The sequence below is a fragment of the Methylibium sp. genome (genome assembly GCF_965279545.1).
Taxonomy (GTDB): Bacteria; Pseudomonadota; Gammaproteobacteria; order Burkholderiales; family Burkholderiaceae_C; genus Methylibium.
Map to the genome: position 1 here is coordinate 1,936,037 of NZ_OZ257250.1, position 23,291 is coordinate 1,959,327.

19 protein-coding genes are annotated in these 23,291 nt (G+C 67.1%); 4 read left to right on the forward strand and 15 right to left on the reverse strand.

What is annotated here, in order from left to right; all coding sequences use genetic code 11:
* The first annotated feature begins 80 nt into the window (after positions 1-80).
* The 3 genes from ACQY9S_RS09020 to ACQY9S_RS09030 all read left to right on the forward strand — a co-directional run bounded on the left by ACQY9S_RS09020 (position 81) and on the right by ACQY9S_RS09030 (position 5,701).
* Positions 81-1,094 carry an FAD-binding oxidoreductase gene (locus ACQY9S_RS09020; RefSeq protein WP_428424977.1) on the forward strand — a complete coding sequence of 338 codons (1,014 nt, stop codon included), beginning with the start codon at positions 81-83 and terminating at the stop codon, positions 1,092-1,094.
* A gap of 155 nt (positions 1,095-1,249) precedes the next feature.
* Entirely contained in the window at positions 1,250-4,018 is a 2,769-nt protein-coding gene (locus ACQY9S_RS09025) for a LuxR C-terminal-related transcriptional regulator (RefSeq protein ID WP_428424979.1), read from the forward strand.
* Between the two features lie 366 nt (positions 4,019-4,384).
* Entirely contained in the window at positions 4,385-5,701 is a 1,317-nt protein-coding gene (locus ACQY9S_RS09030; RefSeq protein WP_428424981.1) for a DUF1329 domain-containing protein, read from the forward strand.
* Between the two features lie 261 nt (positions 5,702-5,962).
* Here ACQY9S_RS09030 and ACQY9S_RS09035 read toward each other — a convergent pair whose 3' ends face one another.
* The 14 genes from ACQY9S_RS09035 to ACQY9S_RS09100 form a co-directional block, all read right to left on the reverse strand.
* Positions 5,963-6,154: a 2-hydroxymuconate tautomerase gene (locus ACQY9S_RS09035; protein ID WP_428424983.1), complete on the reverse strand. Its 192-nt coding sequence runs from the start codon at positions 6,152-6,154 to the stop codon at positions 5,963-5,965.
* Between the two features lie 30 nt (positions 6,155-6,184).
* A complete protein-coding gene (dmpG, locus tag ACQY9S_RS09040) occupies positions 6,185-7,231 on the reverse strand; it encodes a 4-hydroxy-2-oxovalerate aldolase (protein WP_428425668.1) in 1,047 nt (348 codons plus the stop codon).
* 34 nt (positions 7,232-7,265) lie between these two features.
* Positions 7,266-8,177 carry an acetaldehyde dehydrogenase (acetylating) gene (locus ACQY9S_RS09045; RefSeq protein ID WP_428424985.1) on the reverse strand — a complete coding sequence of 304 codons (912 nt, stop codon included), beginning with the start codon at positions 8,175-8,177 and terminating at the stop codon, positions 7,266-7,268.
* 62 nt (positions 8,178-8,239) lie between these two features.
* Entirely contained in the window at positions 8,240-9,550 is a 1,311-nt protein-coding gene (locus tag ACQY9S_RS09050) for a DUF1329 domain-containing protein (protein WP_428424987.1), read from the reverse strand.
* 26 nt (positions 9,551-9,576) lie between these two features.
* A complete protein-coding gene (locus ACQY9S_RS09055) occupies positions 9,577-11,604 on the reverse strand; it encodes a DUF1302 family protein (protein ID WP_428424989.1) in 2,028 nt (675 codons plus the stop codon).
* A 127-nt stretch (positions 11,605-11,731) separates the two neighbouring features.
* Positions 11,732-14,119, reverse strand: a complete 2,388-nt coding sequence (locus tag ACQY9S_RS09060) for an efflux RND transporter permease subunit (protein ID WP_428424991.1) — start codon at positions 14,117-14,119, stop codon at positions 11,732-11,734.
* Positions 14,120-14,133: 14 nt separating this feature from the next.
* Positions 14,134-15,180 (reverse strand): YCF48-related protein, encoded by a 1,047-nt coding sequence (locus ACQY9S_RS09065; protein ID WP_428424993.1) that lies wholly within the window; start codon positions 15,178-15,180, stop codon positions 14,134-14,136.
* A 27-nt stretch (positions 15,181-15,207) separates the two neighbouring features.
* A complete protein-coding gene (gene dmpH / locus ACQY9S_RS09070; RefSeq protein WP_428424995.1) occupies positions 15,208-15,996 on the reverse strand; it encodes a 2-oxo-3-hexenedioate decarboxylase in 789 nt (262 codons plus the stop codon).
* A 14-nt stretch (positions 15,997-16,010) separates the two neighbouring features.
* On the reverse strand, positions 16,011-16,796 hold the full coding sequence (dmpE, locus tag ACQY9S_RS09075) for a 2-oxopent-4-enoate hydratase (RefSeq protein ID WP_428424997.1): 786 nt from the start codon (positions 16,794-16,796) through the stop codon (positions 16,011-16,013).
* 24 nt (positions 16,797-16,820) lie between these two features.
* Entirely contained in the window at positions 16,821-17,687 is an 867-nt protein-coding gene (locus ACQY9S_RS09080; RefSeq protein ID WP_428424999.1) for an alpha/beta fold hydrolase, read from the reverse strand.
* A gap of 10 nt (positions 17,688-17,697) precedes the next feature.
* Positions 17,698-19,152 (reverse strand): 2-hydroxymuconic semialdehyde dehydrogenase, encoded by a 1,455-nt coding sequence (locus ACQY9S_RS09085; protein WP_428425000.1) that lies wholly within the window; start codon positions 19,150-19,152, stop codon positions 17,698-17,700.
* A gap of 24 nt (positions 19,153-19,176) precedes the next feature.
* Positions 19,177-19,617 carry a GlcG/HbpS family heme-binding protein gene (locus ACQY9S_RS09090; RefSeq protein WP_428425002.1) on the reverse strand — a complete coding sequence of 147 codons (441 nt, stop codon included), beginning with the start codon at positions 19,615-19,617 and terminating at the stop codon, positions 19,177-19,179.
* Positions 19,618-19,765: 148 nt separating this feature from the next.
* Complete coding sequence (locus ACQY9S_RS09095; RefSeq protein WP_428425004.1) at positions 19,766-20,698, reverse strand: catechol 2,3-dioxygenase; 933 nt, start codon at positions 20,696-20,698, stop codon at positions 19,766-19,768.
* Positions 20,699-20,732: 34 nt separating this feature from the next.
* Complete coding sequence (locus ACQY9S_RS09100; protein WP_428425006.1) at positions 20,733-21,092, reverse strand: 2Fe-2S iron-sulfur cluster-binding protein; 360 nt, start codon at positions 21,090-21,092, stop codon at positions 20,733-20,735.
* 203 nt (positions 21,093-21,295) lie between these two features.
* Here ACQY9S_RS09100 and ACQY9S_RS09105 point away from each other — a divergent pair, with 203 nt between their 5' ends.
* A complete protein-coding gene (locus ACQY9S_RS09105; protein ID WP_428425008.1) occupies positions 21,296-22,195 on the forward strand; it encodes a LysR substrate-binding domain-containing protein in 900 nt (299 codons plus the stop codon).
* A gap of 19 nt (positions 22,196-22,214) precedes the next feature.
* Here ACQY9S_RS09105 and ACQY9S_RS09110 read toward each other — a convergent pair whose 3' ends face one another.
* Complete coding sequence (locus tag ACQY9S_RS09110; RefSeq protein ID WP_428425010.1) at positions 22,215-23,273, reverse strand: NADH:ubiquinone reductase (Na(+)-transporting) subunit F; 1,059 nt, start codon at positions 23,271-23,273, stop codon at positions 22,215-22,217.
* Positions 23,274-23,291 lie beyond the last annotated feature (18 nt).

Consider the following 23,291-nt stretch of genomic DNA (forward strand, 5'->3'; position numbering starts at 1 on the left):
GGGTGATCTCGTGGACCGCGGTGCGAAGATCACCGGGTCACAGCGTCGAGCAATCGTCGGCGAAACGACAGGACGCCCCCGTGCACAAGATCCATATCGAGAACATCGATGGCAGAGCCATCGCCTACGACTGCGCCAACGGCGACACCCTGCTGCGCTCCGGGCTGCGGGCGGGCGTCGGTTTTCCGTACGAGTGCAACGTCGGTGGCTGCGGGAACTGCCGGTTCCAACTCGTCGAAGGAGAGATCGCCACCGCCTGGGGTGAAGCACCAGGGCTGGTGCCGCGCGATCGCCGCAAAGGGCTGAAGCTGGGATGCCAATCCTACCCACTGAGCGATTGCCGCATCCGCCTGCGACTCGGCCCGCCGAGCGCCTCCCTGATGCGCCCCACTGTCCATCTCGCCCGGTTGGCAGCGCAGCGCGAACTCAGCCCAGGCATGCGAGAGTTCACGTTCCGCACCGACGGACCGGCCGACTTCCTTCCTGGACAGTACGCCTTGCTGCAACTCCCGGGCGTGGACAGCGTGCGCGCCTATTCGATGAGCAACCTGCCCAACCTGAGTGGCTGCTGGCAATTCATCGTCAGGCGGGTACCGGGCGGCGAAGGCACCGCCGTACTGTTCGACTCCCTGAAAATCGGCCACTCCATCGAGATCGACGCCCCCTACGGCCTAGCCCACTATCGCGAGCAGTCGTCGCGGGACATCATCTGCGTCGCAGGCGGCTCGGGACTCGCACCGATGCTGTCCGTCGCGCGGGCCGCCAGCGCACGAACCGACGGTCGGCTGTGGTTCTACTTCGGAGGGCGCACGCCGCAAGACATGTGTGCCGAAGCCTGCCTGGCATCCATACCGGGATTCCGGAGCCGAATCCGGCACGTCGATGCCGTCTCACGGCCACCAGTCGGCGCTTCGGGCTGGCCCGGCGCGGTCGGATTCATCCATGAGGTCGTGGACCACCAGCAAGGCCCCGAACTCTCCGCATTCGAGATCTACATGGCGGGCCCGCCGCCCATGCTGCGCGCAATGCTGGAAACGGCCGTCCTCAAGCACCGGGTGCCCGTGGAACAGATTCACTACGACCGCTTCTTCTGAGGCTCTCTCTTCATCCGGCCCACACCAAGGCTTCTCCGCCGATCCCCCCATCGGGTGAGTCCCGATGGTTTGCCCGGCACGGCTTTGTTCGAATGCCGTTCAGGTTCAGAAGGTCTTGCCGACCTCTGCACTGGCATCTCCGCCCGACCCCTGTGATGCGAGTTGAAAAGCGAGTCGCCTCAGTCAACACGACCAAGCTAGCCCCCCCGAGCAAACATGCCGGTCTGCTCGTCGAGCGCTTTCAGCTGTGTGAGGACGTCGCGCAGAAAGCCGATCGGCGACTGGTCGTGGTCTTGGCGCCCGCCGGGTACGGCAAGACCAGCGCGCTGGCCCAGGTGCGCCGTCGGTTCTCCGATCGCGGCCTCGAGACCGGCTGGCTCAGCATCGACGAAGAAGACAACGACCTGGGCCGCTTTCTGCTGCACTTCGTCGAGGCCATCCGGTTCGGAGGTGGGCTGGTCGGCCAAGCGACGCTGGCACTGCTCAGATCCGGCGTGAGCCTGCCCGCAGCGGTCCTGAAAGCCACGCTGCTGAACGAGCTGGCCGCCCTTGAAAAGGATGTTCACCTCTTCGTCGACGATTTCCATCTGATCTCCGATCGCTCCGTGATCGCCATCGTCAATGCCGTGCTGCTGGCGCCGCTCGATCGCTTTCACTTGCTGGTTGCAGCGCGGGATGCGCACGGATTGCCGCTGGCGCAGTTGCGGGTGCGCGACGAACTGCTCGAAGTCGGCGTGCGCGAACTCAAGTTCTCCGAGATCGAGATCGGCGAATTCTTCGCCCGCCAGAACGGTGCCGCGATCTCATCGGATCTCGTCGGCCTGCTGCTTCAGCGCACCGAGGGCTGGGTCGCCGGCTTGCAGTTCGCCGCGATCGCCCTGCGGGACAGCAGCGACTCCCACCAGTTCCTCGCCCGGTTCTCGGGCCAGCACCGCAATGTCGGCGACTTCCTCGCCGAAGAAGTCCTGCGTCGCCAGCCTGAGGACACCCAGGAGTTCCTGCTCGCGACCTGCATCCTGAAGCGCTTCGACACGGCCCTGTGCAATGCCGTGACGGATCGTTCGGACGGCCGCGACCGGCTCGACAAGCTGGAGACAGGCAACCTCTTCATTTTCTCGCTCGACAACGAACGGCAGTGGTACCGCTACCACCACCTGTTCTCCGAGTTCCTGCAGCGGCGCCTGCACGAACGCCGCCCGGATCTGTTTGTCGAGTACCACCGCCGGGCATGCCGCTGGCTGGCGACGAACGGCTTCGCAGTGGACGCCATCGAGCACGCCTTCGTGGCATCGGACGAGCGCCTTGCCGCGGACCTGCTGGACGCCACCAGTCAGCAACTCTTCGCCAGCGGGCAAATCGCGACGATCCGGGCCTATGCAGCCAGGCTGCCTGCGTCCATCGCAGAGAAATGTCCGCAGCTCCAGCTGGACCTAGCGTGGGACTGTGAGCTGCGATGGCAGTTTGCGGAAGCCCGACAGGCGCTCGGGAACGCCCGCGCGACGCTCGAGCGCTGGACCGCCGAAGCGGACCCGGCAAGAACCCAGCGCCTGGACTTCCTGATGTCCAAGCTCGCTCATCGCGAAATGATGCTTTCGCTGCTGAGCGACGACGTCGCCGCAACGCACGAAGGCTGCCGCCGGTGGCTCGCCACGACCGCGGCGCCCGACCCCTTCATGCGGGCCTCCACCGAGACGGCCCTGATGCTGTGCCACCGCGAGACGTACAACGTGGAAGGCGCCGGGGCGGCGGCCGAGATGGCCCACGAGGTGTTCGTGAAAAGCGGTGCCATCTACGGGACCGCCTTCCACAACAGCATCGCGGGATCCACCTTGTACATGGCCGGCGACCTGAAACGGGCGGAGGAGGTCTACCACCGCGCCCGGACCTGGGCGACGCGACTGCACGGCGAACGATCGGCACTCGTCGCCATGCCTTCGATGCTGCTGGCCGAGTTGCACTATGAGAGGAACCGCATCCCGGAGGCGAGGCAACTGCTCGGCGAGAACTTCTCCATGTCGCGCGAGCTCGGCTTCGTCGACAACCTGATCGCCGGCTTCATCACCTGCGCACGCGTGGCTTTCCTCGACCAGGATCACGGGCTGGCCCGCAGCATCCTCGACGACGCGACGCACTTCGCGGATCGCTACGACTTCGAGCGCCTGCGAGCCCATATCCTGTGCGAACGCGTTCGCCAGCTGCTCGCGCAAGGGGAGACACGGGAAGCCGCGCGCCTGGTCTCGGACGCGAAGTACCCCGCCGGCTTTGACCGGCTCGTCCCGGCCGGCGGCTCGTCCAGCAAGCACGAACTGTTCGCCATCGCCCATGCACGCGTGTGCTGCGAGACCGGCAAGGAGATGATGGCCCTGACGCTGATCAAGAGCTGGTTCAGCTTCGCCAAGAACCGGCGCTGCATGCGCTCGGTGGTTCGGCTTGCGGTGTTGCTGTCCAAGCTGGCGGTGCGCACCGGCAATCGTGCGGCCGCCCAACGCTACCTGATCGAGGCCCTGGACGCCGGAGCGACCGCCGGGTTCGTTCGCAGCTTCCTGGACGAAGGCAACGTCGTCATCGAGCTTCTCGAACAACTGCAAGCCGCCTGTCCGTCCACGTCGACGCCGGCACAACAAGCCGCCCGGAAGATCCTTGCGGCGGCAAGCGGTCAGGCTCTCGCACCCGCGGACGAAGCGGCTGCCCGCGCCGCCAGACCCATGCCTTCCCCGGTGACTTCAGAGGCACTGTCGCACCGCGAGATCGAGATTCTTCAGCTGGCATGCTCCAGCATGCTCAACAGTGAGATCGGTGCCTCGCTCGGTCTGGCCGAAAGCACCGTCAAGTGGTACTGGCAGCGGATCTTCTCCAAGCTCGGCGTGCACAGACGCTCGCAGGCCATACAACATGCCAGGCGAATGGGCTTGACGACCCATTGACGCGTGCTCGCGCGGTGCACAGCGAGCCGCCTTTGCGGCTGCGCGCCCGCTCCCCTCTCCTTGTTCGAGCAGCCGCGCACGCGGCCAGGCCCGCACCCATGCCGCGCAGCCCTGTGCGTCTGTGCGTGCGACCGGCAACGCGTCGGCCCACCCGCCTTCGCGCAAGGTTCGGCACGAACCTGCATCGACGGTCCGGCCAACGCCGCCGTTCTTTTCGACGGGTGAGCTCAACCGATCGACGTGAAAGACTGTCGGCAGACGAGCAACAGCCTCGCACACCAGGAGACAAACGTGCCCATGACAGCTCCATTGCGCTTGCGCGCAATACCCCCCCGAAGCCTCGCCAGACCTCCGCGTGAAGTCGCGATGCGGCTCGGCGCAACGCTACTGGCTTGCGCCTGTGTTCCGTGCGCCGCCGGCGAGGTGTCGGATGCGGTCCTGAACAAGGCCTTCTACACCTACAAGAGCGGCGCCCCCAAAGTCGACGGCATCGCGCCGGGCATGCTCATCAACAAGAACAACGTAGAGGCCGCGAAAGAGTATCTCAACCCCGCGATGCACGACTTCATCAAGAAGGGCGAGTACGAGATGCAGGTCGGTGAGACCTTCGACTTCACCCTTCATCCGAAGTACATCGAGGCGACCCGCAAGAGCGCGGGCAATGTCACGATCGAAGCCAACGGTACGCTCAAGAACTACGTTTCCGGGCGTCCCTTTCCGCAAGAGCCCGACCCGAAAGATCCCCAGGCGGGCCTGAAGCTGGCCTGGAATTTCCAGTACGGCCGCGTATGGGGTGACCTGGGTTGCATCGAGCCTTTCATCTGGGATTTCCGCAACTACGAGACCGCCAAGGTCGAGCGTTCGATCGTCTTCGACAAATTCTGCTTCAAGCGATATGCGTTCCGCACGGTCGACGAACCTACACCGGACTTCGTCCCCAATCCGAGCGAGTTGTACCGGGGCATCTACGTGCGCGTGGGTGAGCCCCAGGACATCAAGGGAACGCAACTGCTGATCCAGAAGTTCAAAGACGATACGAAGCTCAGCGATGCCTACCTCTACCTGGGCTTTCAGCGCCGCGTGCGCCGGCTCGCCACCGGGCAGACCACCGACGCCTTCCTCGGCTCCGATCTGATGATCGAGGACTTCGAGGGCTACAACGGCCGCATCTCCGACATGACCTGGACCTACAAGGGCAGCAAGACGATGCTGCTGCCGTTCTGGGACCGCGCAACCGTCAAGAGCAAGGGCAGGCAGCACAAGACCGCTCAGGAAGACGGTTCGACGTGGGAATACACCGGCTACGGCGGAAAAGCGCAGTGCCACCAAGATGCGCCGTTTCAATTGCGGACCGTCTACGTGCTCGAAGCGAAACCCAAGGAAGCCGGTCATCCGGTCGGCAAGCGCATCTTTTACGTGGACGCCCAGACAGCGGAATTCCCGATCGTCGAGATCTACGATCGCAAAGGAGAGCTGTGGAAACAGTTCGTGATCGGTTGGACGCACGCGGACCGGGGGGCCCACCCGATCAATCAGGGCAAAGGCGCCGACATCGGCGACAGCTTTTCGATGATCGACGTGCAGTCTCGGCACTGCACGACGGGATCTTTCCGCGGCAGAGTCGACGCCAAGCTGGTTCCGGACGGGATCTTCAGCGTTCAGAACATGCGCGGCGGGGACTGAACCACCGCCGATATCTGTTGACGAAGACCTGCTTTTTTTAGCAGGCCGCACCGGTTGAACGGCAGTACCTTCGCGGACTCTCTGAGTCCGCTTTTTTTGTGGTCTTGCGGGCACTCGGCCAGCTCAAGACCGCGCTGAATCCCTGCGCAGCGTCATCAACGACCTGCGCAAGGACCACGCGACCGCCAACCCACCCTCCGGCGCATGCCGCCGGCCGTGTTCACCACCCGGCGGTTCGTCGTCGCGTGACCTCGCGGTCCGTCAGCGTCCCAGCGCCTTCGCCGAGACGCCGCCGATGCCCCAGTTCTCCTTGGGCACCTCGTGGATCCACACGCGCACGGTTTCCCTGGGTGCGCCGACGGCGTCCATCATGGCCTGGGTGACTTTCTCGATCACGGCGCGCTTTTGATCCTCGGTGCGGCCTTCGATGAGGTAGATCTGTGCAAACGGCATGGGGTTCTCCTGTGTCCTGTGGGCGGCCGCTCAGGCCGCCGCGTTGTGCAGCGTGCCCGTGCGCTCGCGCGCCAGCGTCATCGCGGTGTCCTCGATCATGTCCTCCTGGCCGCCCACCATGCCGCGGCGGCCCAGCTCGACCAGGATCTCGCGCGCCGGCACGCCGTACTTCTTCTCGGCGCGCTTGGCGAACAGCAGGAAGGACGAGTACACGCCGGCATAGCCCAGCGTCAGCGAGTCGCGGTCGATGCGGATGATGTGGTCCATGATCGGCACCACCAGGTCCTCGGCCACGTCCTGGATCTTGAACACGTCCACACCGGTCGCGATGCCCATGCGGTCGCACACCGCGATGAACACCTCCATCGGCGTGTTGCCCGCGCCCGCGCCGAGTCCGGCGGCGGCTGCGTCGATGCGGTTCGCACCGGCGTCGACCGCGGCGATCGAATTGGCCACGCCCATCGCCAGGTTGTGGTGGCCGTGGAAGCCCAGCTCGGTCTCGGGCTCGAGCGCGTCGCGCACCGCGCGCAGCCGCACCGTCACGTCGTCGGGCAGCATGTGGCCGGCCGAGTCGGTGACGTAGATGCAGTTGGCGCCATAGCCTTCCATCAGCAACGCCTGGCTCACCAGCTTCTCGGGGCTGGCCATGTGGGCCATCATCAGGAAGCCCACGGTGTCCATGTCGAGCGCGCGCGCCTTCGAGATGTGCTGCTCGGACACGTCGGCCTCGGTGCAGTGGGTGGCCACGCGCACGGTGTGCACGCCCAGCTCCTTGGCCATCAGCAGGTGGTCGACGGTGCCGATGCCCGGCAGCAGCAACGCCGACACCTTGGCCTGCTTCATCAGCGGGATCACCGCGCCGAGGTACTCCTCGTCGGTGTGGGCCGGGAAGCCGTAGTTGACCGACGAGCCGCCGAGGCCGTCGCCGTGGGTCACCTCGATCAGCGGCACGCCGGCGGCGTCCAGGCCGCTGGCGATGCTCTTCATCTGCTCGAGCGTCATCAGGTGGCGCTTGGGGTGCATGCCGTCACGCAGCGTCATGTCGTGGACGGTGATCTTCTTGCCTTGCAGGTTCATCATGGAGTTCTCCTTCGTCGCGTCGCGCATCGGGTCAGGCCGGCACGGCTTCGAGCTTCAGCGTGCCGGCGATCATTTCCTCGGCGAACATCTCGGCGGTGCGCGCAGCAGCGGCGGTCATGATGTCGAGGTTGCCGGCGTACTTGGGCAGGTAGTCGCCCAGGCCCTCGACCTCCATGAAGACCGAGACGCGTTTGCCGTCGAACACCGGGCCGTTGACCAGCTTGTAGCCGGGCACGTACTTCTGCACTTCCTTGATCATCTGGTGGATCGACGCGGTGATCTTGTCGCGGTCGGGCTCGTCCTCGGTCAGGCAGTGCACGGTGTCGCGCATGATCAGCGGCGGCTCGGCCGGGTTGATGATGATGATGGCCTTGCCCTTCTTCGCACCACCGACCTGCTCGACCGCGCCGGCCGTGGTGCGGGTGAACTCGTCGATGTTCTTGCGCGTGCCGGGGCCGACCGAGCGGCTGGAGACGGTGGCGACGATCTCGCCGTAGGCCACCGCCTGCACCTGCGAGACGGCGGCCACCATCGGAATGGTGGCTTGCCCGCCGCAGGTCACCATGTTGACGTTCATCTCGCGCCGCCCGACGTGCTGCTTGAGGTTGACCGGCGGCACGCAGAACGGGCCGATGGCCGCGGGTGTCAGGTCGATCATCATCACGCCCAGCGCATTGAGCTTGCGCGAGTTCTCGGCGTGCACGTAGGCGCTGGTGGCGTCGAAGGCGATCTGCACGCCGTCGGCCAGCACATGCGGCAGCAGACCGTCCACCCCCTCGGCGGTGGTCTTGATGCCCATCTCGCGCGCGCGCTTAAGGCCATCGGAGGCGGGGTCGATGCCCACCATCCACACGGGCTCCAGCACCGCACTGCGCTGCAGCTTGGCCAGCAGGTCCGTGCCGATGTTGCCGGGCCCGATCAGGGCGCACTTGATCTTCTTCATGGAAAACTCCGGGAGTGGACAAAATCTGGGGCCGGCGACCCGCGCCGCCGGCCGCGGGGTCGTCAATCTCCGCCGCGCATGTTCTGCACCTGGAACAGGCTCGGCGGGTTCAGCTTGGGATCGACCTGCCCCTTGAACTGGCCGGTCGTGCAGTGCTTGGATTGCACGTCCACCATCGAGAACGAGTCATCGATCGCGATACCGGTGCCCTTGTTGACCGGCAAGTGGTGATCGGGGTGCGACTTGCCGATCGTCCAGGTCTTCCACAGCTCGCCCTTGCGGTCGTAGATCAGCGTGCGGTTGATGTTGTAGACCTGCGCATCGATGTGGAACACGCGCTTGCTCACCGGGTGCGACGGGTTCACCGGCGTGGCCTCGACCACGTAGACCTTGCGCAACTGCCAGGTGATGTTCGGGAAACAGCCACCCTGCCCGCTGAAGTCGACGAACTTGTAGCCGTCGGGCTCCTTGAACTCGTCCGCCAGCTTCAGCTCGTTGTGGTTGTAATAGGGCATCAGGATGTTCTTGCTGCCCTTGTAGGTCCACTTCATGTCCGAGACACGGCCGTTGTAGCCTTCGAAGTCCTCGATCATCAGGTCGGAGCCGAGGAAGGCATCCGTCGTCTGCCCGGTGGCGAGCCGGCGCACGCGGCGCTGGAAGCCGAGGTAGAGGTAGGCGTCGTCGAACTTCAGGTCGTCCTCGTAGCGCTGGATCAGCAACTGCGTGTTCTTCAGGTCCTGCGGCTCGAGCACCGTCATGTAGATGCCGCGGAACAGCTCCGACGGGTTCGGTGTGACCTCCGGCACCGGTGCATGCTGGACACGGTGCTTGAAGTTCAGGAAGTGGAAGTTGAACTTGATCGTCCGCTCCACCTGGGCCGACTGCATGTTGCGGTACTTCCAGTAGAACGGGTAGATCGCCGCGTTGTCGCCCCAGTTGATGCCGTACTTGAAGTTCCAGGCGATCTTCTCGCCGGCCCGGGCATCGGCCTCCTGCGGCTCCTCCGGAAACGGGCGCCCGGCCACGAAGCCGGTGATCTCGCCGTTCTTCGCGCCGAGCTTGGCCTTGTTGACGTTCTTCTTGGTCGCCTCGACGTAGAACTTGTCGAGTTCGAACTGCGTCGTCGGACCGACTTTCAGCTCGGTCCAGCCGTTCTTCACGACCATGTACAGGCCCGGGTCGAGCGCGTCCTTGAACTGCTCGACATTGGCCTTGTTGACGACGGTGCCGGCACTCAGTCCGGGAAAGCTGGGAAAACCGGCCTTGTAAGGATTGAAGGACTGCTCGACGTCGGCTTCGGTGACGGCCACTGCGGCACCGGCGAAGCCTGCGACGAGCAGGGCGAAACTGAGCTTGGTAATTTTTGTATTCATGAACGGCACTCCTTTGTCTCTTTGTCTTAGAACTGATAGCGCGCGGTGAAAAACACCTCGTTCTCCTTCCAAGCTGCGCCGATGGGGCCGGCGCGAAAGCGCCCCAGCGGCTCGAGGCCACCGAGGCCACGCGAGTAGGCGGTCATCGGGTCGGTGTCGCCGACGGGCGCGGTGAACGGTCCCCACGGGTTGCAGCCGCGGCAGTCGTCGAACTTCCAGCGCTCGTCGCCGTTGCGCAGCTTGAAGTTGCCGCCGAAGCTGAGCTTGAGCTTGTTCGTCACCAGCCAGTCGATCTGCGGCGACGTGACCAGCGCGCGCGCCTTCACGTCGTAGGCCGTGATCAGCTGCGGGCTGACGCGGTCGCCGGCCAGGAAGGCCTTGATCAGCAGCGTGCCGATCACGTTGTCCTTCCAGTCCGGCATGCCCACCGGGCCGAACTGGCCTTGCTGCAGCTCGTGGTCGAAGATGTGCTGGTAGAACAGCTGCGCCGAGAACAGCGTGGTGCGGTTCGGGTTGATGAAGGGCACGAAGGTCGGCCGGTCGATGCCCACCACCGAGCGGAATACCCGGTTCTTCGAGTACAGCTCGGGGCGCAGTGTGTTGGCGAACTCCTCGCCGCTGGTGACCGCCGCCTCCACGCGCACCGCCGCCTTGGCCGCCTCCCACTGCAGGTCGACCGAGCCGCCGAGCAGGTTCACGCGAGGGAAGTGCATGTCGAAGGCGATCAGGTAGGGGCAGTTGCCGTTCGCATCCGCGCAGGGCTGGCCGGTGAAGGCGTTCTGCGCGCCCTTGCCGCCGTGCAGCGAGGGCAGCTGCGAGCGGTAGGTCAGCGCGTTCAGCGAGAACGACAGCCCGCCTTGCGTGATGCCCTCGTACTTCAGCCCGAGCTGGGTGTTCTTCAGGCTCCAGTTCGGCAGGTCGACGTTGCGCAGGCCGATCTGGCCCGGGCCGAAGTCGGTGGCGAGCAGCACGCCCGGCTGGACATTGGCGAAGTTCGACACCGTGCCGCCGTTGTCCCACAGGTTCTTCATGCCGCGGAAGAAGCAGCCGGCGTCGAGGATGACGTTGGCGGTGCCGCACTGGCCGAGGTTGTTGGGGCGGAACTTGTCGAAGTTCCACACCACCTGCAGGTTGCGGTCCTGCATGGTCTCGCTGGCGCCCATGCGGTACTCGGCCTGGGCGATCCACATCGGGATGCGGATGTCCTGCAGCTCGTCGTAGATGTTGTTGCGCGAGTAGTCGACCGGGTTGATGACGTCGAGCACGCGGAACAGGTCGGTGCGGCCCCAGACGACCTGCTGCTTGCCCAGCTTGAGGAAGAGCTGCTTGCCGTCGGCCAGGCCAACGGTGTTGGTGACGAAGGCCTCGCGGATCACGTCCCAGCGTTCGTTGAACTCGGGCATCTCCAGCTCGCTGCGCTTCTTGTCGCCGTAGCCGCCGAAGTCGGCACAGCCGCGGCGGTCGGTGTCGCAGGGGCGCACCGGCGTGGCGAACTCCACGCCGCCGTTGAGCGAGTCGTGCCAGCGGTCGCCCAGCAGGCGCAGGCCCTCGTTGGGGTTGTAGTTGGGCGCGCCGGGGTTGGTGGAGTTGAAGCCGAAGGTGTTGTTCACCAAGCCGAGGCCGTCGACGACCGTCTTGTTGACCGCCCCGCTGCCGTGCGGCAGCGGGGGCGGCCCGCCCTGGGACTCGAGCAGCACGCCGCCGCCGGCCTTGCGGCCGTACTGGTCGTCGTTCAGGCGGTACACGCCGTCGAAGCTGCCGCGCAGAATGCTGCGGAATTTCCAGCCGCCTTCGAGCTTCTTGTCGGCTTCGACCTGCAGGGTGTTGCGGAACTTGGACAGGCCCACCGTCTCGCCAGTGGCGTCCTTGCCCCTGAAGCGGGTGTCGTTCTCGTAGTAGATGTCGACCTTCCACGGGTCGACGGGTGCGGTGGCGTCCTGTGCGTGGACCGCGCCGCACACCGTCAGCGCCGATGCCAGTGCGGCGCCGCCGAGGCGGCGCGGGTTGCCCTGCTTGTGGAGCCGTGCTCCGTGCTTGTCCTGTCTGTTCTTCATCGTTGTCTCCTCACTCCGTGGGTTCCTTGGATGGAATCGAATGCACACCTGCTCGAAAGGCGGGCAGTCCCCTGCCCGCGCGTTGCTCCTGGACTCTCGATGGCTCGCGCCGCCCTCACGCCCGCCCTCACGCCGGCTGCAAGGCGCCCTCGCCCGCCGCGTCCGCCTCACCCGTCACGAAGCGCGGCTTGAACACCACGCACCAGGCCGGCACGATCAGCATCGCGGCGACGGCGTTGACGATCAGCATGAAAGACAGCAGCACCGCGGCGTCCGACTGGAAGCGCAGGTCGGACAGGAAGATCCACATCACGACGCCGGCGATCAGCGTCAGCGCGGTGAAGCTCACCGCATAGCCGGTGGTGCTGAAGGCGTTGATGGCGGCCTGGCGGATGTCGCGCGTGTGGGCGAACTCCTCGCGGATGCGGTCCATGAAGTACACCGCGTAGTCGATGCCCACGCCCACGCCGACGGCGATCACGGGGACGGTGTTGACGCTGATGCCGATGCCCTGGATGCCCATGTAGGCATAGGTCATGACGGTGGAGAACAGCATCGGCAGCACCATCAGCCAGCCCGCGTGCAGCGACTGGTAGTACAGCATCACCAGCACGAAGGCGACCGCCATGACCAGCGGGATGATGACCATGTGGTCGGCGTGCAGCGCCTCGTTCGCCGCCGCGGTGACGCCGATCAGGCCGCCGCCGATCTCGATCGTCAGGCCGGGCACTCGGGCCATCACCTGGGCAGCGCCTTCCTGGGCCAGCGCGATCGCGCGGTTGATGGTCTCGGCCCGGTGGTCCTTGTAGAAGAAGACCATGTTGGCCTCGTCCTCGTCGGCGTTGACGAACTCCTTGAGGGCCCCGGGGATCGGGCTGGAGGCCATGTAGGCGAACATCAGGCCGCCGACCTCGGCGGCGTTGTCGGGCAGCTGCATCCAGCGCGGGTCGTCGCTGTGGGTCAGGCGGTTGACCACGCGCACCACCGCGGGAAGCGCCTTCACGCCGCCGAGCGCGGGGTCGTACTGCATGTGCGCCTGGAAGGCCTCCATCGCCTGCAGCACCTCGGGGCGCTTGATGCCGCCCTTCTCGGCGGTGCGCGCGACGATGTGCAGCTCCTCGGAGCCGGGGAAGCGCTCGTTGATGGCCTTGGTGGAAAGGTTGAAGTCGTGGTCGCGCTTCAAGATGGGCGAGCCGGGCTCGGACTCGCCGATCTGCACGCGCGACGCGAACACCGCGCCACCGGCCATCAGCACGCCGGCGATGACGAGGATCGCCGTGGCCCCGGCCTGCGTGCCACCGGTGCGGGCCATCAGCGCGGCCAGGAAGCTGCGCATGCCCTGGTTCTTGTTCTCGGTCTTCTTCGGCTGCGGCAGCACGGTGAGCGCCAGCGGCACCATGAAGTGCACCGTGAAGATCACCGCCAGGCCCCAGAAGCCGGCCGAGATGCCGAGCTTCCAGTTGAAGGGCGCCGCCCCGAGCATGAGCACCGCGAGGCCGAGCGCGTCCACCACGATGGCCAGCGAGCCGGGCCGGAACAGCGCGTCGAGCGCGTTGCGCGCGGCCTGTTTGCCGCTTTTCGTGATCGCCAGTTCTTCGTAGTAGCGCGCCACCAGCTGCACGCCGTGCGAGGTGGCCCGTGCCGCGATCAGGAAGGGGATGGGCATCGACAGCGGCTCGAGGTTGTAGCCGAGCAGCGCCATGAAGCCCAGGCCCCAGATCGAGGACAGCGCGATGCCCAGCAGCGGCAGCGCGACGCCGTAGAAGCGGCGGAAGTAGACGATCAGCAGCAGCGCCAGCAGGGCCAGCGTGGAGAACATGATCGCGATGATCTGCTCGAGGTAGGTGTAGACGTAGCCGGTGAGCACCGGGTTGCCGGTGATGTAGACGTGGTGGCCCGGCGTGGAGACCTGCTCGCGCACCTGCTGCAGCGCGGCGAAGGTCTTGGCGTAGTCGAGCTCGCTCTCGTTGAGCTGGGCCTTGATGAGCGCGGCCTTCAGGTCGGGCGAGACCAGCAGGCCGTAGATGCGCGGGTTCGCGATCACGTCCTTGCGCAGCTGCTCGAGCTCTTCGGCGCTGCGTGCGGTCTTGGCCGGGTCGTAGTAGGACTCGGAGGCGAAGTTGCCGTCCGAGGTGAGGTAGACCTTGCGCGAGGTGCGGTGGGTCAGGCTCGACACCAGGTTGTGGTTCACGCTGGGCAGGTTGTCGATGCCCTGCGTGGCCTCGAAGATCAGGGCCAGGGTCTCGTCGTTGAAGATCGTGCCGTCGTCGACCTCGATCGCCATCACGATCATGTTGGCGCCGCCGAAGTTCTCCTTGATGCGGTTGTAGGTCTGGATGTAGCGGTGCTTCTGCGGCAGCAGGTCGCTGAAGTCGGTGTAGACCTTCAGCGACGGCAGCTGGGTGGCGAAGCCCAGCGTCACCGCCAGGATCATGCCCAGCACGTACTTCGGGTTGGCGAACAGCCACTCTTCGCCGCGCATCAGCACGGCCACGATTCTTTGGCGCAGTTTCATCTCGGCCATCCCGTTCATTGATGCGCCGCGACGGACAGCCGACCCGGCGCCGCCACGACGTGCAGTGCGCCCGCCGCACCGGCGACGAGCAGCGACTGCGGGTTGAGCACGGCACCGGCGGCCAGGTAGGCCGGCAACTGCAGCCCGTGGTCGAAGCGCACCCATTCGTCGCCGCGCAGCACCACCATCGCGCCGCCGCCGCCCAGGCCGTAGACCTCGCCGCCCTGGTGGAGCAGCGTGTACATCGGTGCGCCCGAGTGGTTCTCCTGCGGCGTCCAGCTCTTGCCGCCGTCGGTGGTGTGCTGGATCACGCCGCCCAGGCCGCTGGTCCAGCCGTGCCGTGCGTCGGTGAAGACGGTCGAGTAGGGGTAGAAGTCTTCGGGGATGGGCGTCTGCCTGGTCCAGGTCGCGCCGCCGTCATCGGTCGTCATCACGATGCCGAACTCGCCGGTGCTCACGCCGTGGCGCTCGTCGATGAACTGGATCGTCGTGAGCATCGCGTCGCCGCCGAGCTTGGTCGTCTTCCATGTCTTGCCGTGGTCGGCGCTCGACAGCAGCGTGGTGTTGCTGCCCGCGACCCAGATCCGCTGGGCGGCGTCGCAGGTCACCGCGAGCGGGTTGACGGCAGGGTCGGTCGGGTGCGCCACCCAGTTCTTGGCGGCGCTGTCGCCGATCCACACCTTGCGGTAGAAGTCGATGCCGACGAAGCTGCCGTCGGGGCAGGTGCTCAGCGCGATCACGGATGCGGGCGATGCGAACAGGCGGCGCGCCCAGGTCTTGCCGCCGTCCGACGAGGTGACGAGCGCGCCGCCGGCCGTGCCGGCGGCCAGCACCGCGCCGTTGCTCGCGGCCGACTGGAAGCTGTCGGTGTGCAGCACCGCCTTCTGGCGTTCGGCCTGCACCGCACCGAGGTCGGGCGCCTGCATGCAGCCCAGCAGCGTGACGCCGGCACTGAGCAGCGCCGTGCGGAGCAGCCGCCGCGCTTGACGCTCGAGCCCGACGCCAGCGCATGCAGCGGCTCGACCGGGGGGCGTTGGGCTCGCCCGGTGGGAAATGTTCATGGGGTGTCTCTCTCTGGTTTTCGGTTCTCAGACGAAGCGCATCGAGACGCTGCCGAGATCCTGGAAGCGCACGTTGATCGCATCGCCGGCCTCGACCGCGATCGCCTCGGTGACGCCGCCGGTCATGATGAAAGTGCCGGCCGGGATCTCCTGGCCGCGTGCGCCGAGGTGGTTGGCCAGCATCGCCACGGCCGCCGCCGGATTGCCGAGCACGGCCGCGCCGGCCGCCATCGCGACGATCTGGCCGTTCTTCTCGAGCACCACGCCGAGCGTGCGCAGGTCGAGCTCGGCCAGGTCGCGCATGCGCCCGCCGACGACGAAGCGCGACGCCGAGGTGTTGTCGGCGACCACGCTCTTGAGGTCGAACTTGAAGTCGCGAAAGCGTGAGTCGATCACCTCGACCGCGGGCACCACGAAGTCCACCGCCGCGAGCACGGCGCCGACGTGGCAGCCCGGGCCTTTGAGCGGCGCCTTGGTGACGATGCAGATCTCGGCCTCCACCTTCGGGTGGATCAGCTCGGAGGTCTGGATCTCGCCGCCGTCGGGCCGGCTCATGTAGTCGCTGACGAAGCCGAACACCGGGCTGGTCACGCCCATCTGCTTCATCTTCGCGAACGAGGTCAGGCCGGCCTTGAGGCCGACGGTCTTGTGGCCGCGCGACTCCTTGCGGCGGCGGATCTCGTCCTGGATCGCGTAGGCGTCGTCCCAGTCCATGCCGGGGAAGTCGTCGGTGATCTTGGTGACGTCGCGCGCCTGCAGTTCGGCCGTTTCCAGGTGCTCGGCGAGCTGGGCGATGGTCTTGGCATCGAGGTTCATGGGTCTCTTTCCGCTCATTCGACGAAGCGCACCGAGGTGCCGCCGAGGCCCCCGACGCTGCAGTACAGGCTGTCGCCGGCCACCACCGGCACGAGCGGCGATTGCGAGCCCGACAGGATCACGTCGCCGGCCGAAAGCGTGATGCCGAGGCGGCCCAGCGTGTTGGCGAGCCAGGCAACGGCATTGACCGGCGAGCCCTGCACCGAGGCGCCGGTGGAGGTGCTGACGATCTCGCCGTTCTTCTCGAGCACCATGCCGGCCAGTGCCAGGTCGAGGCGGCGCGGGTCCTTGCGCACGCCGCCGAGCACCAGCACGCCGCAGGAGGCGTTGTCGGCCACGGTGTCCTGGATCTTGATCTTCCAGTCCTTGATGCGCGAGTCGACGATCTCGAAGCACGGCATCACGCAGTCGGTGGCGCGCAGCACGTCGGCCGCGGTGACGCCGGGGCCGATCAGGTCGCGCTTGAGCACGAAGGCCACCTCGGCCTCGGCTTTCGGTGCGATCAGCGTGCCCATACGGATCGGCTCGCCCTCGTTGAAGGCCATGCCCGAGAGCAGGTGGCCGAAGTCGGGCTGGTTGACCTTGAGCATGTCCATCACGACCTTGCTCGTCACGCCGATCTTCTTGCCGATCACGGTCTCGCCGGCGTCCAGCCGGCGCTGGATCATGCGCAGCTGGATCTGGTAGGCGTCGGCTATCGTGATCTCGGGTTCGCGCTCGGTCAGCGGCGCCACCGGCGTGCGGTTCAGCAGCGCCTGGTAGAGCTCGTCGCCGTAGCCTTGTATGCGTTGGGGGTCCATGGTCTCGGGTCGGGGAGTGGCAATTCAGGCGGCGGCAGCGTCGGCTTCCGCGAGGAAGTCGCTGACCTGCCGGACAAAACGGTCGGTGTGCTCGATCTGTGTCCAGTGGCCACACTGACCGAACAGGTGAAGCTGGGCATTCGGGATCCACTGCGCCAGCGTCAGCGAGGTGCTCATTGGGATCACTTGGTCCTCGCGGCCGTGGACCACCAGCGTGGGATGCGGCAGCGCGCGGATCGCAGCCTCGGGGCTGGCGAGTGCGTCGACCCAGCGCTGGCGCGGCGCCGGGAACATGGCCCCGAACGACTCCTGGAAGCCGGGGCGGATGCTGGCCTCGTAGCGCAGCTTCGCGAGCTCGTCGTTGACGAGCCGGCGGTCGTGCGCGAACACGTCCATGATTCGGCGCATGTTCTCGAACGACGGGGTGTAGCCCCACACCGCGTCGAGCCCCGGCGTGATCGGGAAGCGCACGCCGACGCTGCCCATCAGCACCAGGCGGCGCACGCGCTGCGGATGGCGGATCGCCAGCGCGAGCGCCAGCGCCCCGCCGAAGGAGTTGCCCACCAGGTCGGCCTGCGCGATGTCGAGCGTGTCGAGCAGGTCGACCGCCTGCTGCACCCAGGCGTCCATCGTGTAGACGCCCGCCTGGTCGGGCGGCTGCGGCCGGTCGGTGTAGCCGAAGCCCAGCATGTCGGGCGCGACCACGCGGCGCTGCGTCGCCAGCCGCGGCAGCACGAGCCGCCAGTTGGCCCAGGCGCTGACACCGGGGCCGGAGCCGTGGACGAACAGCACCGGCGGCTGCCCGGGCGCCGACGTGCCTTGGTCGTGCACGTTGCTGTCGAAGGCGCCGGTGCGGACCTTCTTGCCGATCTCGGGATTCGCGGTGCTCATCGTCCGGCCCTCACAGCTTCACGCACACGTTGCGCAGCTCGGTGTAGAACTCGAGCGAATGCACGCCGCCTTCGCGGCCGATGCCCGAGGCCTTGGCGCCGCCGAAGGCGGTGCGCAGGTCGCGCAGGAACCAGCTGTTGATCCAGCAGATGCCGACCTCGACCTGCCGGGCCACGCGGTGCGCGGTGCCGAGGTTCTGGGTCCACACCGTGGTGGCGAGTCCGTAGTCGGTGGCATTGGCCAGCGCGATCGCCTCCTCCTCGGTGTCGAACGGCGCGATGTGGCAGCACGGGCCGAAGATCTCCTCACGGATCACCGCGGCCGACTCCGGCAGGCCGGTCCAGATCGTCGGCTGCACCCAATGGCCTTCGGCCAGCACGCCGCTCATCTTCGGCACGCCGCCGCCGGTGACGACGGTGGCGCCCTCCTCCACCGCCTTGCGGTAGTAGCCCAGCACCTTGTCGCGGTGCTCGGCCGAGATCAGCGGGCCCAGGCCGACGCCGGGTTCTTCCGAGGGGCCGATCGTCAGCGCCTCGGCCTTGACTTTGAGCGCCTGCACGAACTTGTCGAAGATCGGTCGCTGCACGTAGACGCGCTCGGTGCCCAGGCAGACCTGGCCGCAGTTCTCGAACGCGCTGCGGGTGATGCCGGCCAGGGCCTTGTCGAAGTCGGCATCGGCGAACACGATGCCGGCGTTCTTGCCGCCGAGCTCGAAGCTCACCGGCCGCACGCCCTTCGCGGCCGCGGCCATGATGGCCTCGCCGGTGCGCGTCTCGCCGGTGAAGGTGATCGCGTCGACGTCCGGGTGCTGCGTCAGGAAGGCGCCGGCCGAGTCCGGCCCGAAGCCGTGCACGACGTTGTAGACGCCTTTGGGCATGCCGACCTTCTGCATCACCTCGCCGAGCAAGGTGGCGGTGGCCGGCGTTTCCTCGGAGGGCTTGACGACCACGGTGTTGCCGCAGGCCAGCGCCGGGCCGACCTTCCAGGTCATCAGCAGCAGCGGCAAATTCCACGGGCACACCACGCCGACCACGCCGACCGGCGTGCGCAGCGCGTAGTTCAGCGCCTGGCCGCCATCGGGCGTGGCCATCTCGAAGGTCTCGGCCGGCACGTTCTTGACGATGTCGGCGAACACCTTGAAGTTGGCCGCGCCGCGCGGGATGTCGATGTGCGAGGCCAGCGACAGCGGCTTGCCGGTGTCGGCGATCTCGGCGGCCAGGAAGTCGTCGAAGCGGCGGTTGATCTCGTCGGCCACCGCGTAGAGCAGCTCGACGCGCTTGACCACCGGCATGCGGCCCCATTCGCCCTTCAGCGCCGCACGCGCCGCGGCCACCGCGGCATCGACCTCCGTGCGGCCGGCCTCGTGCACCAGGCCCAGCACGCGGTTGTCGACCGGCGCGCGGTTCTCGAAGGTCTTGCCGGTGGCGACGAACTCGCCGTCGATGAAGTTCAGGAACTGTTTCATGGTCTCTCGTGGGTCACTGCGAAATCACTGCGGCTGCTCGGCCAGCCCGATGGCGGCCAGGCCCGCGCGGGCGCAGGCCGCGTCTTCGTCGGCCGAGCCGCCCGACACGCCGAGCGCGCCGACGCGCTGCGCGCCCTCGTAGGCGGGAACGCCGCCGCCGAACACCACCAGCCGCGGCACCGTCGGCAGGCCGGCCTTCAGCGAGGCGTCGCTCTCGAGCAGCGGCCCCCAGCCCTCGGTCGGGAAGCCGAAGCTCGCCGCCGTGTAGGCCTTGTCGATGGCGATGTCGATCGAATGCAGGAAGGCGCCGTCCATGCGCAGGAAGGCCAGCAGCACGCCGCTCACATCGACCGCCGCCGCGTTGACGCGGATGCCGAGGCCGCGCGCATGCGCGACCGCCGCCGCGACGGCGGCGTGCGCCGCTTCGGACGAGAGCTTGCGTAGCGGGACGGTGGAAGATTTCATCTCGGTCAATCGATCAATCGGTCGGTCAGGTCGCACAGCGATGTTCAATTCGCCACGGCCCACGTCAGCAGACGCCGCGGATCCGGCTGCGCCGGTCCGCCAGCGTCGCCCCCCTCGAGGGGGAGCGGCGCAGCCGCAACGGGGGTGGTCAAGTCACGACGCTGAGGAAGGCCTCGTTGAGCTTGCGGTCGTGATAGAAGATTGCGCGCCCGAGCTCGTCGTCGGTCCAGGTCAGCGTGGGGCGGTCCGGGTAGGAGATGTAGCCGCCGGAGAACACCTCGTTGCGGTTGCCGCTCGGGTCGAAGAAATAGATCGTCTCGCCGCGCGTGATGCCGTGGCGCGTCGGGCCGATGTCGAGCGAGACGCGCTTCCTGGTGATGATGTCGGCCGCCTTGAGCACCTCGCCCCAGTTGTCCAGGATGAAGGACGCGTGGTGGAACTTGTTCTTCGCCGGGTGGCGGATGAAGGCCACGTCGTGCGGCTTGTTCGAGCAGGTCAGGAAGGCCGCGATCTGCAGCTTGTCCGGCCCGGCCACCACCTGCTCGGCCAGGCCGAAGCCCAGCACCTCGGTGAACAGCTTGACGGTGCCGTCGAGGTCGTCGCCGTACAGCAGGCAGTGGTCGAAGCGCGACGGCGACATGCCCTTGAGCCCGTCGGGGTAGACCTCGGGATTGACGAGCGGCATGCCGTTGCCGACCTGCTCCTTCTCGGCGAACAGCTCGATCGCATGGCCGGTCGCGACCGTGAAGCGAAAACGCTCGCCGGTCTTGAGCATCTCGCCGGCCTCGACCCACTGCAGGTTGGTGGCCAGGCCGCTGGCCTTCACGTCGGCGGCCAGCTTCTTCAGCGTGGCCGGTGAATCGACGCGAAAGCCCATGAAGTCCATGCCGGCCTCGTCGGCCTCGCGCAGCACCACGCTGTGGTGGTCGTGCTCGTCCCAGGCCTTGAGGTAGACGCGGCCCTGCGCGTCGCGCCCGGTCTCCCACAGGCCCAGCACTTCCGCGTAGTGCTGGACTGCGGCCTTCAGGTCGAGCACGCGCAGTTGCACGTGCCCGGGTCTCAATACGCCAGTGATCGCCATGGTGTGTCTCCTCTTGGTGGGGTCGGTGAATCGGTCAGGAAGTCGATCGCTGCGCGGCGCGCGCAGCGTCGAGGAAAGAGAGGGCGTGGCCGCGCTCGATGCAGCGCGCCAGCTTCTCGACGGCGCACAGGCGCAGGTCGCTGCGCGGGTAGGCGCGGCAGGCCAGCACGTAACCGGCGGCCTCTTCATCGGCGCTGACGTGGCTGCGGCTCATCTTCTCGGTGCGCACCGCGCCGGTCTCGATGCGCACCTTGCACACGCCGCAGCCGCCGCCGCGGCAGCCCACCGGGATGCCGCGCCGTGCCAGCGCCTCCATGCCCTCGAGCAGCGTGCGCGTGTCGGCGCAGCCGTAGGCTTCGCCGGTGTTCGCAATGTGAACCTCGTAGTGCGGCATGACCTGCCTCAGGCCAGCCACCGCGGGGGGGCGCTGCTCATGTGTGTCTCCTGACCGGTCTTGCGGTGCCGCCTGTCTTCGCAGGCGATGCGCCGGGACGCGTTGTCAGTGAACGATAGGGATCGCACCCGATACTGTCCAATACTGCTTTTTGCAAAATCGATACCAATCCGGTATTGATATGCCGACGAAGGAGCGCCCCGATGGAACTGCGACAGATGCGCGAATTCCTGGCCCTGGCCGAGGAGCGCAACTTCCGCCGCGCGGCCGAGCGGCTGCACATGGCACAGCCGCCGCTGACGCGGCAGATCCGTGCGCTGGAGGAGGAACTGGGGACGCCGCTGTTCGTGCGCACGCCCAAGGGCGTCGATCTCACCGAGGCCGGCCAGGTGCTGCTCGACGAGGTGCCCAACCTGCTGTCGCTGGCGAACCGCGCCAAGGAGCGCACCCAGCTCGCCGGCAAGGGCATGATCGGCCGCATCGACGTGGGCATCTTCGGCTCGGGCGTGCTCGACGTGATCCCGCGGCTGCTGGCGCGTTTCCATGCCGAGCGGCCGAAGATCGAGATCGAGCTGCACCACCTCAGCAAGGCCCAGCAGATCGAGGCGCTGCGCGAACGCCGCATCACGGTCGGCTTCAACCGCCTGTTCCCGCGCGAGCCCGACCTGGTGATCGAGACCGTGCTGCGCGAGCGGCTGGTCGTCGGCCTCTACAAGGGCCACCGGCTGTGCAAGCAGCGTGAGATCACCGTGCGCGACATGGACAGCGAGCCGCTGATCCTCTACCCCAATTCGCCGCTGCCCGGCCTGGCCCAACAGGTGGCCTCGGCCTTCCAGCGCGAAGGCGCGCGCATGAACGTGGCGCAGTCGGTCGAGGACGTGCTGACCTGCGTGGCGCTGGTGGCCGGCGGCTTCGGGCTGTGCGTGGCGACCGAGTCCACGGCGAGCCTGCAGCTGCCCGGCGTGGTGTACCGGCCGCTGAATTGCCGCTACCTGAAGGACATCGAGCTGGCCTGCATCCACCGGCGCGACGACCTCTCGCCCATCCTCGCGACGTTCGTCGACGTGGTGCGGGCCTTCTCGAAGGAGTGGCAGGGCCGGTGAGTGCATCGCGGTGTGCCGGTCAGAGCTTCTTGAACAGCGGGCTGCGCGGCGCCGAGTTCGCCGCGTCGGCTGCGGTGAAGAACTTCTCGGTGTAGATGTCGCGCTCGAACAGCCGGCCCTGCATGAAGGTGGCGATGCAGGCCTCGATCATCGGCGGCGGGCCGCACAGGTAGGCCTGGTGGCCGCGGAAGTCGCCGGCGAAGCGTGCCTTCAGCGCCTCGTGCGCATGGCCACGCGCACCGTCCCACGGCGTGTCGGCCGGCAGGTTGGACAGCGCCGGCACGTAGCTGAAGTTGGGGTGCCGGTCGGCAAGCTGCTCGAACAGCTCGCGGAAGTACAGCTCGCCCAGGTCGCGTGCACCTTGCACCAGCGTGATCGGCAGGGTGCAGCCTTCGGCCAGCAGGTCGAGGATCATCGACTTCGGGCTCGACAGTCCCGAGCCGCCCGCCACGAAGATCAGCGGCCGCTTGGCCGACTTGCGCACGAAGAAGCGGCCGCTGGGCGCCGTGAAATGCAGGCTCTGTCCGACCTGCAGGCCGTCGTGGAGCCAGCCGGTGGCGCGGCCCTCGGGCACGCGCCGGATGTGCAGCTCCACCAGCTTGTCGCCCGGCGCGTTGGCGATCGAGAAGGCGCGCTCGCCGTCCACGCCCGGCACCTTCATCATCAGGTACTGCCCGGCCTGGAGCGGCACCGGGCGGTCGGGCTCGAGCCACAGCCCGCGGATGGTGGGCGTGAGCATGCGCGCCTCGACCAGCCTGGCGGTGTAGTCCTCGAGCGGCAGGAACTGCGCATCCGGGTCCTCGTCGATGTCCGCTTCGATGACGACGTCGGTGGTGGCGGTGGCGCAGCAGGCGAGGATCTTGCCTTCGTCGCGCTCGAAGTCCATCAGCGCGAAGTTCGACGAGTCGTTGTGCTCGCACTCGCCCTCCAGCACCTGGACCTTGCAGGTGCCGCACACACCGTGGCCGCAAGCGTGCGGCAGCCACACACCGGCGCGCAGGCAGGCGTCGAGCACCGTCTGCCCGTCACGCACCTCGACGGCATGGCCGAGCGGCTCGATCGTGATCTGGAAGCTCATCGACAAATCCCCGGGGCC